This window comes from Streptomyces sp. NPDC048483 (assembly GCF_040651455.1).
Taxonomy (GTDB): Bacteria; Actinomycetota; Actinomycetes; order Streptomycetales; family Streptomycetaceae; genus Streptomyces.
Map to the genome: position 1 here is coordinate 36,898 of NZ_JBEZJZ010000027.1, position 13,526 is coordinate 50,423.

Annotated in this window: 10 protein-coding genes; 1 reads left to right on the forward strand and 9 read right to left on the reverse strand. The window is 71.1% G+C overall.

The window, feature by feature from the left end; translation table 11 throughout:
• Nucleotides 1–160: 160 nt before the first annotated feature.
• The 3 genes from AB0D04_RS16825 to AB0D04_RS16835 form a co-directional block, all read right to left on the reverse strand.
• Nucleotides 161–553: a histidine kinase dimerization/phosphoacceptor domain-containing protein gene (locus tag AB0D04_RS16825; protein ID WP_362703536.1), complete on the reverse strand. Its 393-nt coding sequence runs from the start codon at nt 551–553 to the stop codon at nt 161–163.
• A 476-nt stretch (nt 554–1,029) separates the two neighbouring features.
• Nucleotides 1,030–1,212, reverse strand: a complete 183-nt coding sequence (locus AB0D04_RS16830) for a hypothetical protein (RefSeq protein ID WP_362703481.1) — start codon at nt 1,210–1,212, stop codon at nt 1,030–1,032.
• 278 nt (nt 1,213–1,490) lie between these two features.
• Nucleotides 1,491–3,611: a DNA topoisomerase IV subunit B gene (locus AB0D04_RS16835; RefSeq protein ID WP_362703483.1), complete on the reverse strand. Its 2,121-nt coding sequence runs from the start codon at nt 3,609–3,611 to the stop codon at nt 1,491–1,493.
• A 445-nt stretch (nt 3,612–4,056) separates the two neighbouring features.
• Between AB0D04_RS16835 and AB0D04_RS16840 the strand changes: the two genes are divergently transcribed.
• The gene (locus AB0D04_RS16840; RefSeq protein ID WP_362703484.1) at nt 4,057–4,287 is read left to right on the forward strand and encodes a hypothetical protein; all 231 of its coding nucleotides are present in this window, start codon (nt 4,057–4,059) and stop codon (nt 4,285–4,287) included.
• 128 nt (nt 4,288–4,415) lie between these two features.
• Here AB0D04_RS16840 and AB0D04_RS16845 read toward each other — a convergent pair whose 3' ends face one another.
• The 6 genes from AB0D04_RS16845 to AB0D04_RS16870 all read right to left on the reverse strand — a co-directional run bounded on the left by AB0D04_RS16845 (nt 4,416) and on the right by AB0D04_RS16870 (nt 13,331).
• Nucleotides 4,416–5,222, reverse strand: a complete 807-nt coding sequence (locus AB0D04_RS16845; RefSeq protein ID WP_362703486.1) for a serine protease — start codon at nt 5,220–5,222, stop codon at nt 4,416–4,418.
• 137 nt (nt 5,223–5,359) lie between these two features.
• Nucleotides 5,360–6,910, reverse strand: a complete 1,551-nt coding sequence (locus tag AB0D04_RS16850) for an RNA polymerase sigma factor (protein WP_362703487.1) — start codon at nt 6,908–6,910, stop codon at nt 5,360–5,362.
• A gap of 402 nt (nt 6,911–7,312) precedes the next feature.
• Nucleotides 7,313–8,305, reverse strand: a complete 993-nt coding sequence (locus tag AB0D04_RS16855) for a FadR/GntR family transcriptional regulator (protein ID WP_362703489.1) — start codon at nt 8,303–8,305, stop codon at nt 7,313–7,315.
• 120 nt (nt 8,306–8,425) lie between these two features.
• On the reverse strand, nt 8,426–10,369 hold the full coding sequence (locus tag AB0D04_RS16860; protein WP_362703491.1) for an ATP-binding cassette domain-containing protein: 1,944 nt from the start codon (nt 10,367–10,369) through the stop codon (nt 8,426–8,428).
• 147 nt (nt 10,370–10,516) lie between these two features.
• On the reverse strand, nt 10,517–11,281 hold the full coding sequence (locus tag AB0D04_RS16865) for an NUDIX domain-containing protein (RefSeq protein ID WP_362703492.1): 765 nt from the start codon (nt 11,279–11,281) through the stop codon (nt 10,517–10,519).
• Between the two features lie 49 nt (nt 11,282–11,330).
• Nucleotides 11,331–13,331 carry a glycogen debranching N-terminal domain-containing protein gene (locus AB0D04_RS16870; RefSeq protein WP_362703538.1) on the reverse strand — a complete coding sequence of 667 codons (2,001 nt, stop codon included), beginning with the start codon at nt 13,329–13,331 and terminating at the stop codon, nt 11,331–11,333.
• Between the last annotated feature and the right edge of the window lie 195 nt (nt 13,332–13,526).

A 13,526-nucleotide genomic window follows, 5' to 3' on the forward strand; every position in this document is an offset into this window, starting at 1 on the left:
GGTCGCCCGGCGCATGCGTGCATACGTTCGTCAGCGCCTCCTGCGCCACCCGCCGGACCGCGAGCCCCCGCCTCTGCCGATACGGTGCGCCACTTGCCCCTGACATCCGGCTACGCGCCCTCAGCGGCCGCCAGACGGCGCAGGAAGTCCTCGATGGGGATCATGGCCCGCGCAACGCGGAAAACGCCTCACGCGCCCCGTCAAGCCCTTCGCGGGCCATTCCCCGGCACGCGACCACCCGCTCCAGGAGCAGATCACGGTCGGCCTCGAGGCCGGTGCTGCGCTGGATCATCTGCCGTGCCGCCTCAGGGTGGACCAGCTGGGCGCTGAGGCTTTGGGCGACGACCTCGTGGATCTCGCGGGCGATCCGGCCACGTTCGGCCCGTGCGGCCGTCTCGGCCTCGGCCGTGCGGGCCGCGCGTTCCTGGGCCGGCAGCCGCTGGGCGTTGCCACGCGCCTCGGCGTCCAGCCGTACGACGTAACCAGCCGGCGCGAGGCCTGCGGTGGTCGTGGTGGTCGTGGTGGTCGTGGGTGGTCGTGAGCCGGCTGTCAGTGTTCATCGCGGCGTACGCGCCGAGAGCGGCAGCGGAGCACGGGACGGCGACACTGAGCCGCAGCCGCTCCATCGCGGTGATGGCGCATGCGCACCACAGGGCGATCGCGGGTATCCGCGCACTGGCGAGCGCGAAAGCGAACGCAGCGGCCTCCGGCCTCCAGAAGGAGGAACAGGCCGATGGACGGCCACAGTCGGCATGCCAGTGTCGTACGGAAGAAGCCGCAGAACGCCGGCATGGCGGCGGCCATCCCGGCGGCAGCCGCCACCAGGCCCCAGCCGCTGAAGACCTGCCCCGCCAGGGCGGTCCACACCAAACCCCCCACCACCAGGACGGGGACCGCCCGGCCGATCCACCGCCGGACTTCGCCGAGGCCCTCACGGGACGCGGCTCCCGCAGGGGCCGGCTCGTCCAGTGGTTCAGCGGCACGTGCGGTCGTTCGTCGGGGCGTAGCGGTCCGGGGCGCGCAGAGGCATCAGCCTGCAACAGGGACACGGTACGTCCGCCGGGCCGCCTGGGCCCGCCAGGTGAGGACGCCGGCCCGGGACCGCAGCATCGCCGCGATCGAGAGGGTGACGGCCAGGCTGCCCTGGTGGATACCCAGGAACGAGGCGATGGCCCCAGGACCCCGATGCGTGCCGCCGTCCCACACAGCCACACGCCTGCCGTCGCCCAGCCGCCCTAGGCCCACACCTCGCCGTCCGTTACGTCCAGTTGCGTGTGGTCCAGGCCCAGACGGCGGCGCCGGCCAGCGCGACGACGGTGAGCACGCCGCTCATGGCCTGGCTTCCGTGGAACGGGAATTTTCGGTGCTCCCGACGTCACGGAGACGGCACAGCCGACCGGATCGGAGCCAGGGTGGACAGCGGATGGGAAACGCCATGGGCGCCTCTCCACCCAGGGGTGGAAGAGGCGCCCATGGCAATCCCCGGCGGCTCAGGTGTCGATGCGCGAACGGTCCAGAGTGGAGGCGGAGTTGGTGATGAACTCCTTACGGGGGGCGACTTCGTTGCCCATCAGGAGGTCGAATGCCTTCTCTGCCGCATCGAGATCGCTGATGTTGATCCGCCGCAGGGTGCGGTGGCGCGGGTCCATGGTGGTCTCGGCGAGCTGGTCGGCGTCCATCTCACCCAGGCCCTTGTAGCGCTGGATGCTGTCCTTGTAGCGGACCTTCTTGGCCTGGAGTTCGAGCAGCGTCTGGCGCAGTTCGTTGTCCGAGTAGGTGTAGATGTACTTGTCCTGGCCCTTTTTGGGGTTGACCAATTCGACCCGGTGCAGCGGCGGTACGGCGGAGAAGACCCGGCCCTGTTCGACCATCGGCCGCATGTAGCGCTGGAAGAGGGTCAGCAGCAGACAGCGGATGTGGGCGCCGTCGACATCGGCGTCGGCGAGAAAGATGACCTTGCCGTAGCGGGCGGCGTCGATGTCGAAAGTACGCCCGGATCCGGCCCCTATGACCTGGATGATGGCGCCGCACTCGGCGTTCTTGAGCATGTCCGAGATCGACGACTTCTGGACGTTGAGGATCTTGCCACGGATCGGCAGCAGCGCCTGGAACTCGGAATTCCGCGCCAGCTTCGCGGTGCCGAGCGCCGAGTCGCCCTCAACGATGAACAGTTCGCTGCGGTCGACGTCGTCGCTGCGGCAGTCGGCGAGCTTGGCGGGCAGCGAGGAGGACTCCAGAGCCGTCTTCCGCCGCTGGGCCTCCTTGTGCTGACGGGCGGCGATGCGCGTACGGGCCGCGGCGACGACCTTCTCCAGGATGGAGCGGGCCTGCTGCTTGACGTCGCGCTTGGTGGAGGTCAGGAACGCCTTGAGTTCCCGGCTCACCACCTGGGCGACGATCCGTGAGGCGGCGGAGGTGCCGAGCACCTCCTTGGTCTGGCCCTCGAACTGCGGCTCGGCGAGCCGGACGGTCACCACCGCGGTGAGGCCCTCCATGGCGTCGTCCTTGACGACGTCGTCCTCGGCGACCCGCAGCAGCTTCTGGGTGCGCAGCACCTCGTTGACGGTCTTGGTGACCGAGCGCTCGAAGCCAGAGACGTGGGTGCCGCCCTTGGGCGTGGCGATGATGTTGACGAACGACCTGACCATCGCGTCGTAGCCGGTGCCCCAGCGCAGCGCGATGTCGACGGCCAGTTCCCGGGTGACTTCAGTGGGTGTCATGTGGCCGCGGTCGTCCAGGACCGGCACGGTCTCCTTGAAGGTGCCCTGGCCGGTCAGGCGCAGGACGTCGCACACGGCCTTGTCCTGGGCCAGGTACTCGCAGAACTCGCTGATGCCGCCGTCGTAGCGGAAGATCTCCTCCGTCTTGCCGGCGCCGTCGATACCGCGCTCGTCGCGGACGACGAGGGTCAGGCCGGGCACCAGGAAGGCCGTCTGGCGGGCGCGGGCGTACAGCGTCTCCAGGGAGAGCCGGGCGTCCTTGAGGAAGATCTGCCGGTCGGCCCAGTAGCGGACCCGGGTGCCGGTCTTCGTCTTGGCGACCCGCTTGCCCTTGAGCAGGCCGTTGCCGGGGTCGAAGGGGGCGTCCGGGCCGGTTTCGGTGAAGACACCGGGGACGCCGCGGCGGAAGCTGATGGAGTGCGTCTTGCTGTTGCGGTCCACCTCGACGTCGAGGCGCGCGGAGAGCGCGTTGACGACCGAGGCGCCGACGCCGTGCAGGCCGCCGGAGGCCGCGTACGAGCCGCCGCCGAACTTTCCGCCGGCGTGCAGCTTCGTCATCACGACCTCGACGCCGCTGAGCCCGGTCTTGGGCTCGACGTCCACGGGGATACCACGGCCGTTGTCCCGTACCTCCACCGACCCGTCGCCGTGGAGGATCACCTCGATGTGGTCGCAGTAGCCGCCCAGCGCCTCGTCGACGGAGTTGTCGATGATTTCCCACAGGCAGTGCATCAGGCCGCGACTGTCCGTCGAGCCGATGTACATGCCAGGACGCTTGCGGACGGCCTCCAGACCCTCGAGGACGAGCAGATGCCGCGCGGTGTAGTTGGATCCGTCCCGGTCTGCCCCGGTCAGCACTGCGGTGGACGGCACGGACATCTCGGCGGTCACGCGGTTCGCTCCTCGCTGAATTTCTGGCAGTCCGCATTCCGCGGACTCGGTTGTGGCGGTGTCGCCGGTGAGAGGGTACCGAGGCCTGGTAGAGCCGATGTGACGCCACCCGTAAGCACGTCCATCGTAGTAGGGTTTCGCTCACGCGTTCGATCCCTCGATAGTATGACGTCCCAGTGACGTGCACATCACGTTCCCTTCCAGGCATGAACCATTTAGGCTCCGGGCACGTCCTCATCAACAACCGGCAAGCCAGCCGGGAGGGCAGATCCCAACGACCAACGTGAATCAGACCACCACGCAATACGGCTCATTCGCCGCCACCCGGCAGCACCCGGCCACCTCGAAGAATTTTTTTCGAGGAAAAGGCACAAGCGGGAACGTTTTCGGCCTGGTTGGATGTTGACCCTGGTACGACAGCTCGTCGAGCTAGAGAAGAGGCGACGTGACTACTGTTCTGACACCCGCGAGCCCGCTGACGGCCGCTGACCGCTGCGACCGCTGCGGCGCCCAGGCATACCTGCGCGTCGTCCTGATGTCCGGCGGCGAACTGCTCTTCTGCGCCCACCACGGTCGCAAGTTCGAGCCAGAACTCAAGAAGATCGCCGCGGAAATACAGGACGAGACGGAGCGGCTGACCGCTTCTCCGACGTCCGCGTCCGAAGAGGAACGCTGACACTTCGCATCCACGACGAGCGAGCAGCGGCCTGAGGCCGTGCGGCGGGCGGTTCCCCCGGCACAACCGGGGAGGCCGCCCGCACTCGTATGCTCCGGCGCTCCCTTCCCTGCGGCCACCCATACCGTTCAGCCGGCGCCATGGCCGGAGATCGCAGGGAGCAGAGCCGTGGCACGCGTATAGACGCCGGGACTGCCTGCCTTGCCGCAGCCGGTCCCCCATGACACCAGCCCCACCAGGTGGCCGCGCACCACCAGGGGCCCGCCGCTGTCCCCCTGGCAGGCGTCCCGCCCGCCGCCCGGCTCCCCCGCACACAGCATGGATTCGGGCTTGTACGTACCGTCGGCGTTGCCCGGGTAGGCCCGCGCGCAGACCGCGTCCTCGAGCACGTTCACATCGGCCGAGCGCAGTCTCGAGGCGTAGCTGCCCTCGCCGGTCATGTCCCCCCAGCCGTAGACGGTGGCCGCATTGCCCGCCTGATAGGCGGTGTCGTCGCCGCCCGCTATCGGGATCGGCCGGTTGGTGACCGGCTTGGGCAGCGTGAGAACGGCCATGTCACCCTCGTTCGTCCAGCTGTCGTATGCCGGGTTCACCCAGACCTTCGCAGGCTTGAGCTCATGGCCGCCACCGCGCGTGAGGTTGTCGCGTCCGATGACGACCCGCAGGTCGCTCACCTGCTGCCAGGGCACTCCCAGTACCTCCCGGCTCAGGCAGTGTGCGGCCGTGACCACCGTCGAGCTGCCGACCAGAACGCCGCCACAGAACTGTCCGGAGCGCGCGGCACCGAACCGGTCGTGAGAGGCGAGAGCGACCGCCCATGGGCTCTGCGCGACGCGTACGGGAGTGCCGCCGACCACGGATTCGTCGGCGGCCGCGGCTGCCGGCAGGGCGAGTACCAGTGCGAGGGCTCCGAGAACGGCGTGTGACGGACGCATACGGACTCCTGACTCTGGGGACAGTGGTCGCCCACCCAGAGTGACCCAAACGGAGGTCCCCCGCACCCGGACGGCCGCGAGCCCGGCCCCTCCACAAGGGAGGAACCGGGCTCGCGGGGCGGTCCGTGTCCGTTCGGCTAGTCGAGGTAGTCGCGCAGTACCTGGGAGCGCGACGGGTGACGCAGCTTGGACATGGTCTTGGACTCGATCTGACGGATCCGCTCGCGGGTGACGCCGTAGACCTTGCCGATCTCGTCCAGCGTCTTGGGCTGGCCGTCGGTGAGGCCGAAACGCATGGAGACCACGCCGGCCTCGCGCTCGGAGAGGGTGTCCAGCACCGAGTGCAGCTGCTCCTGCAGAAGCGTGAAGCTGACCGCGTCGGCCGGGACGACCGCCTCGGAGTCCTCGATCAGGTCACCGAACTCACTGTCGCCGTCCTCGCCCAGCGGGGTGTGCAGCGAGATCGGCTCACGGCCGTACTTCTGGACCTCGATGACCTTCTCGGGGGTCATGTCGAGTTCCTTGGCCAGCTCCTCCGGGGTGGGCTCGCGGCCCAGGTCCTGGAGCATCTGGCGCTGGACGCGCGCGAGCTTGTTGATGACCTCGACCATGTGGACGGGGATACGGATCGTACGGGCCTGGTCGGCCATGGCGCGGGTGATGGCCTGGCGGATCCACCACGTCGCGTAGGTCGAGAACTTGTAGCCCTTGGTGTAGTCGAACTTCTCGACCGCACGGATCAGGCCGAGGTTGCCCTCCTGGATCAGGTCCAGGAAGAGCATGCCGCGGCCGGTGTAGCGCTTGGCCAGGGAGACGACCAGCCGGAGGTTGGCCTCCAGGAGGTGGTTCTTGGCCCGGCGGCCGTCCTCGGCGATGATCTCCAGCTCGCGCTTGAGCTTCGGCGCGAGCTTGTCGGAGTTCGCCAGCTTGTCCTCGGCGAACAGGCCCGCCTCGATGCGCTTGGCGAGCTCGACCTCCTGCTCGGCGTTGAGGAGCGGGACCTTGCCGATCTGCTTGAGGTAGTCCTTGACCGGGTCGGCGGTGGCGCCGGCCGCGGCGACCTGCTGCGCGGGAGCGTCGTCCTCGTCGTCGTCGGACAGGACGAAGCCGGCGTTCTCGGCGCCCTCGGGGGCATCGGCCGCCTCGCCCTTGCCGGGCGCCGCCGGGGTCTCCTCCGTCGCCTCGTCGTCGAGCAGCTCGTCGACGTCCTTCTTGGCCGCCGTCTTCTTGGCGGTGGTCTTCTTGGCGGCCGCCTTCTTGGCGACCGTCTTCTTGGCGGCGGTCTTCTTTGCCGCTGCCTTCTTGGCAGGCGCGGGCTCGGTCTCGCCGGCCGGGTCCGCCATCGGGGCGGCGGCCGCGGCGGTGGCCTTCTTCACCGTGGCGGTCTTTGCCGCGACGGTCTTGGTGGCGGTGCGCTTTGCCGGACTCTTCGCTGCGACGCTCTTGCGGGTGCGCTTGGGCGCCTCTGCGGCACTGACCATCAGCGTCACACCCTCCTCGTCGAGGATCTGGTTGAGGCTGCGCAGAACGTTCTTCCACTGGGTTGGCGGAATCTGGTCAGCCTCGAAGGCCCGACGCACGTCATCGCCGGCGATCTGCCCATCAGCCTTTCCCCGCTCGATGAGCGCCATCACAGACTCGGACTCGGCGATCTCCGGCGGGAGCGTACGGGATGTGCTGGCCGACACGAACAACCTCTCGGAACGATGGAAACGGCTTCCGACCCCGTCCAGTGTGGATCGGAGCCGACGACCGCCGGTGGGGATGAACCGACGGCGCAGGGGCAGCCGGGGAGCTGAACAGCGTCACAAACGCCGTCCGTATTCCCTCCTCGGCTATCACCTCTTAAGTCATCGCGCTTCCCCGAAGAGCGTTACGCCCAATCTGCGTGGCCCGAGTCACACCCCATAACGACCCATTCCCTGTCATATGACATGCAACCCTCCTAAGGTCCATCGTCGGACCCGGGCGACGCCCCGGATCCGACGACCTTGCGTGCCTTCGACACGCACGGGGCACCCCGCCCGTCGGCGGCGCGGGCCACCTCGCCGCGCGGCGCCCACGGTCCGTACATGTCCGGGTACCGACCTTCAGTGCTCGCGGGGCGCGGGGACAACGTGGTCGACGGGCGTCCCGGAGCCCTGGCCGCCGGCCTCGCCGTGAGCGACGAGGAGCTGGCGCATCGCGGACTCGGCCGCCGTAGCGTCGCCGGAGCCGATGGCGTCGACGATCCGCATGTGCTGGCCCACGGACGTCTCGATCGGGCGCTCACAGCCGCCGGACGGGCCGCCGGAGACGTGCAGCGCGGAGCTGACGATGCCCGAGAGGTGCTCGAGCATGCGGTTGCCGGCGAGCGAGAGCAGCAGGGTGTGGAATTCGGCGTCGGCGCGGCCGAAGGTGACGGTGTCGCCCTGGGCGGCGGAGTGGCCCATGATCTCCACCATGTCGGCGAGGCGCTGCTGGATGTCCTCGCGGCCGTGGCCGGCGGCGAGGCGGGCGGCGAGCGGTTCGATGGTCCAGCGCAGCTCGCACAGCTCCCGGCGCTGGTCGTCACGCTGTGGTCCGTAGGCCCGCCACTCGATGATGTCGGGGTCGAGGAGGTTCCAGTCACTGACCGGGCGGACCCGGGTGCCCACGTTGGGGCGGGCGCTGACCAGGCCCTTGGCCTCGAGGACGCGCAGCGATTCGCGGACGACGGTCCGCGAGACCTCGAAGCGCTGGCCGATCTCTTCGGGGACGAGCGGGCGGTCGGCGCCGAGATCGCCGGAGACGATCATCTGCCCCAACTGCTGGACGAGTTGGCCGTGCAGGCCGCGGCCTCGGCTGCCGGCGGCGCGACGGCCGACCCGGCCCATCTCGGCTTCGGAGCCGTCCCACACCGGCGAGACACGCTCGGTGCGATCCACGCCTGCCGCGTGCGCGGCATGGGCGCCGGTGGCGTAGGGGTAGCGGTCAAGCTCGCCCGGACCTGCGAGGCCGGTGTCGCCGGGGCGAGCCGCGGTCATCATGGTGTGCGCAAGGGTACTCACGCATCCTTTGTCGGCGACACCCTGAACACCCTTGAGGTCTTTGGTGAAAAGCACACGAAAGGGTGATCGCCCGTCATCTCCCAATTGACGCTTTATCGGAAAGAAATGCGCCGCCTGCGGCGAGTTGTGGACAGCAGCGCAACAACAGGGCTGCGAAACGGGCGTCATACGGGATCAGCGTGCCCAGCCACGGAACAACGTGAAGACATACGCGCAGACCAACAGGGTCAGCGACAACGCCATTGCGCTGCCCACAGGTTGGGTCGCAAGGCGCAAGGCGACCGATACGGCCTGGTCGATTCCGGACGGCCACTGATAGAGAGCCGACGACCCCAGTCGTCCCGGGAGCTCCGCCAGTGATCGGGCCGTGGGTTCGCCGACCACGGGCTGTACGAGCGGCAGGACGACGACGGGTACGGCGAGCACGGCTGCCAACCCCATTGCAGTGGAACGGAACAGACCGGCGGCCAGTACGCCCGCCCAGGCACAGCCGACCAGCAGACCCAGCCAACCCGCGGCAAGAACAGGCCACTCGGTGATGCTGGTGACCGAAGCCGGTCCGAGCAGGTAGCGCACGCCGGCCTCGTCGGCGGTGAGCACCCAGACGCCGAGGCCCAGAGCGGAGGCACCGCTGAGAAACAGTTTGGCGACGAGCAGTCCGAGACGGCGGGGCACGGTTCCGCGCTCAGGGGCCAGTGCCGGGTAGCGGAACTCCTGGCCGAAGGCGAGCGCTCCGAGGAGTCCGGCGCCGAGTGCCGCCGGAGGGAAGGGCAGTTGACGGGGCCAGCCGGTGAGGACTCGGGACATCGGGGCGTCGCCGTGCCGAGCCATCAGCAGTGCCAGACCCACGGATACGACAACGGACGCGACGGCCACGAACAGGCCGGTGCGGTCGCTCAGCGTGCGGCGTAGTTCGTACCGCAGCGGCCAGGCCGGGCCGGGGGCGGGCAGGCGGGGAATGGCGAGTTTTTCGACGACCGGTGTCGCGGACCGGGCAGGGCGGGCAGCGGGGACGGTGGGGCTGACGATCGGAAGGGTGAGGGTGTCGGACACGGTGTCCGTGGTTTTGGGGGCGATGGCGGCGCGGGCGGCCTGCAGGACGCGGATCATCGGCGTGGGGGCAGGCGCGGGGACCGCGTCGTCCGGGGGCGAGGGTGCGGGCGGGTCATCGGCGGCGGGGGCCGGGAGCCGGCCGTCGGCGCGTTGGAGCGGGGTGACCGGGCCGGTGTCACCGACCTCGTCAGCGAGCTGGTGCACGAGGATGCCGTGGCGGAAGGCGGCCTCGCCCACGGCGGCGCAGCTGCTGCCGTAGACGGCGAGGCGGGTGCCGCTCTCGCGTACGACCTCGATGGCGCGGGCGACGGCGGGGTCCGCAGCGTGGTCGGCGCGCTGGGAGTCGTCGACGAGGAGAGTGGCGAGGCGGTCGGCGTGCGGGGAGCGGACGGCGACGCGGGGGCGCAGGCGGGTGCGGGCGAAGTCGGCCGCTTCCTGTTCAGCGACAAGTCGACCTTCTTGGATGGTGACCACGCGGTCGGCGATCCGTGCGGCCTCCTTGGCGTCGCGGGAGGTGACGAGGGCGGCGCCGCCCTGTGCTGCGTAGTCGCGCAGCAGGCCGTGCAGCCACGCCGCTTCGCGCCGGGAGACGCCGTCGGCGGGTTCATCGAGAACGAGGGTGTGCGGGTCGCCGATGAGGGCCGCGGCCAGGCCGAGCCGGCGGTCCATGCCGCGGGAGAACTCGCCCAGTCTCTTGTCGGCCAGGCCGCTGAGGCCGACGAGGTCGAGTACGTCGTCGGCGCGGGTGGCCGGGACGCCGGCGGCGGCGCTGAGCATGCGCAGATGTCCGCGGGCCGTGCGGGACGGGTCTGCGGGGGTGTCACCCAGCAGGACACCGAGTTCGCGGGCCGGGTTGGGGATGCGGTGCAGGGGGCGGCCGCGGAAGAGGGTGACGCCGCGGCCGCGTTCGAGTTGCAGCATCAGGCGCAGGGCGGTGGTCTTGCCGGCGGCGGCGGCGCCGAGGAGCACGGTCACCTGCCCGGACCGCGCCTCGAAGCTCAGGTCGTCGACGGCGGGCGGGAGTTCGCCGCGGGGTGCAGTGGTCAGTCCGACGGCCTGGATCATCGCGTCCCTCGCGGGGCGTGAGACCGTTCGGCGGCTGCGGGGGGTACGAGAGGGCTCACCCGGCCAAGGTAACGCGATATGTCCTATTTACTCGTAATTACCGTGGCGTGGTGTCCCGCCGTGTCCCGCGGTGCCGCGCTGTGCGGCTCAGACCTCGGGGCGCAGCATCGGCGGGTTGAGCAGCGTGGCGCCGCCGGCGCGGAACAACTGTGCGGGGCGGCCTCCCTGACGGGTCGTCGTACCGCCGGTGGGCACCAGGAAGCCAGGAGTGCCGGTCACCTTGCGGTGGAAGTTACGGGGGTCAAGGGCGACGCCCCAGACCGCTTCGTAGACCCGCCGCAGCTCGCCGACGGTGAATTCCGGCGGGCAGAAGGCTGTGGCGAGGGAGGAGTATTCGATCTTCGAGCGGGCGCGCTCGACACCGTCGTCGAGGATCTGCGCGTGGTCGAAGGCCAGCGGCGCCGCCAGCTCGCTGTCGCGGCCGTGTGTGCCGTCCTGGTCCAGGAGGGTCTCCACCGGTGCCCAGCGCGCGCTGTGGGCGTCGCCGCCGGCCCGCGGGGCGGGCAGGTCGGGGGCGAGGACGAGGTGGGCGACGCTGACGACCCGCATACGGGGGTCGCGCTGAGGGTCACCGTAGGTGGCGAGCTGTTCGAGGTGCGCGCCGTACGCGGGCGCCGGGCCCGTCGGGGACTGGGCGTTCAGGCCGGTCTCCTCGGCGAGTTCCCGGGCGGCCGCGTCCGCGAGGTCCTCATCGGCCCGGACGAACCCGCCGGGCAGGGCCCAGCGGCCCTGGAACGGCGGCTCACCGCGGCGCACGGCCAGCGCGCACAGCGCGTGGCGGCGCACGGTGAGCACGACCAGGTCGACGGTGACGGCGAAGGGCGGAAAGGCCGACGGGTCGTAGGGAGGCATGTCCGCGATCATAGTCGTCCCCTTGACGATAAACAGGTCTTGATGTCCGTCAGGAACCCAGCTGCAGACCGTCCGCCGCCGCCTCCACCATCCCCATGCCGAGCCTGCTGATCCGGACGGCGAACGGCTGCCCAGCGACGCTCAGGCCGGTGAACTGCATCGCGCCGAGCGGTGCGCTGCCGAGTGGACGGACGGTCACCGTCCCGGCGGGGACGTCGGGGCGCAGGCCGGCGAGGGCGATCAGTATCTGGGCCGCACCGGCCGCCGCCACGGCTGCCGGGCGGCAGGCCGCCGGGTGCGGGACGGGCGCGCCGTCGGCGGTGCGCTGCTCCCCCGCGTACATCTCCGGGAGGCGGTGGCCGAAGCCCTCCGCGGCGTCGAGGACGCCGCGTGCCAGGGCGCCGGCCGCCTTGTCGTGGCCGGCGGCGGCCAGTCCGGCGACGGCGACAGCCGTTTCGTGGACGCGGACCGCGCCGCTGCGGTGGCCGAACGGGTTGTAGCCGCTCTCCTTGGCGCCCAGCCCCCGCAGCCCCCAGCCGGTGTCCAGGGCAGGGCCGCCCAGGAGTCTGGCCAGTTGGTCGGTCCCTGCCGCGTCCAGCAGGCCGGGGGCAAGGGTGCCCCCGCCGAGCAGGCCGGTGTCGAGGAGATGGGCCGCGGTGGAGCCCAGGTGCGGCAGCGGCCGGCCGTCGCCGGTGAGCAGGGCAGCGGGGCGGCCGCCCGCGCGGTCCTCCAGCCAGAAGTCCGTACGGAACCGGGCACGCAGATCCGCGGCCCACTCCCGCAGCGCGGCCGCACCGGACGAACCGGCGGTGTCGAGGAGGTCGGCGCCCAGGAGCGCGGCGCGGTGCGCGTGGGCCTGGGTCTCGCAGCGGTAGGGACCGCCGGGCGCGGGGTCGGGGACATAGCCGCCGTGCCACGGTCCGGTCCGTCCGGTCGTGCTGAGCAGCCAGTGCAGACAGCGTTCCGCGGCGGGCAGCAGCCGCTCGGTGTCCTGGTCGGGCAGGCCCCAGCGGCGCGCTTCCGCGAGGACGGTGGGAAACAGCAGGGTGGCCTCGATGCCCGTGCAGCCGGGCGGGGCATGCGGTCCGGCATCCCGGAGGGCCCCGGGAATCAGGCCGAAATCCGCCCCCGGCGTGGCTTGTTGAGTGCGGGCGAGCGCGCGCAGTGTGCCCACCGCGAGCCCGGTGCCCAGGGGCAGCAGCATCCGGGCGGTCCACAGCGCCTCCGCCGGCGCGAGGCCGCACCGCCAGGGAAAGCCACCTGCGACGTAGGTGTCCATGGGCCCGGCGGAGTCGCGGATCAGCAGGCCGTACAGATCGTCGAGGCTGCCCGCCAGGAGGTCGTCGGCCCGGTGGTCGTCGCACTCCAGCCGTGCGGGCGACCAGGGGCGCGGTGGACGGTCACCGCGCGCACGGGGAACGGGGGCCTGGGTGCGCGGGCCGGGGATCCTGCTGGGGCGCCGCCGGCCGGCCGGGGGGTCGCCCAGGGGGCCGTCGACGTCGTGGTCGAGCCGGACGCGCAGCTCGATGGTGCGGTGACCGCCAGGGGGCAGGTCCAGCTCCCAGCACAGCAGGCCCGCCGACGCCAGCACGTCCTGAGGCGCGGGCGTCGCGGCGACCACCGCGTGCGCCCCGGGGGCGGACCAGCGGAGTCCTGATCCATGGACGGCGGCCCGCAGCCCGGTCCCGCCGAGCCCGACGGCGACGGCGCCGAGCTCCGCGAGGTCGGTGCCCAGCCGGATCTCGACCGGGAGCCGGAGGGGCCGGGTGGCGCTGCTGCGAAAGGTGATCTGTTCGGAGCCGTCGGCGGACCGCAGCCGCTCCATGCGGATGTCCGGGTCCGGTCCGCGCTCGCCGACCCTGCGGACCGTGCCGACGAACCACGCGCGGTGCGCGGCGACCAGCCGTCCCTGGACGACGAGTGGTTCCTCGCCCGCGGCCCGCACCTCGCAGTGGGAGAGGGTCCGCAGGCCGTCGCGGTAGTAGCCGTCGAGGCCCTGGCCGGTCAGCTGTCCTGAAGGGGACGAGACCGCGAGGCCCGGCAGGGCCACACAGACCAGCGAGGAGTGGACGGGCTGGGGCTGGGGGGCCCGGCGCGGCGCGGGGCGCCGTTCGCCGGCCGGCGAGGTGGTGGGGACGATACCTGGCACGCTCTGCGCTCCCTGGTGGTCTCGGGGCTCCGTACGGCCTGCGCCATCTTCGTGAACGGTCCGGCCGGCGCCCAGGTCACGCCGGCCGCCCGGCAT

What these genes read in the sequence shown, in the direction of transcription:
- AB0D04_RS16845 (WP_362703486.1), bottom strand. Translation starts at nt 5,222, where the DNA reads ATGCGTCCGTCACACGCCGTTCTCGGAGCCCTCGCACTGGTACTCGCC.
- AB0D04_RS16860 (WP_362703491.1), bottom strand. Translation starts at nt 10,369, where the DNA reads ATGATCCAGGCCGTCGGACTGACCACTGCACCCCGCGGCGAACTCCCG.
- AB0D04_RS16865 (WP_362703492.1), bottom strand. Translation starts at nt 11,281, where the DNA reads ATGCCTCCCTACGACCCGTCGGCCTTTCCGCCCTTCGCCGTCACCGTC.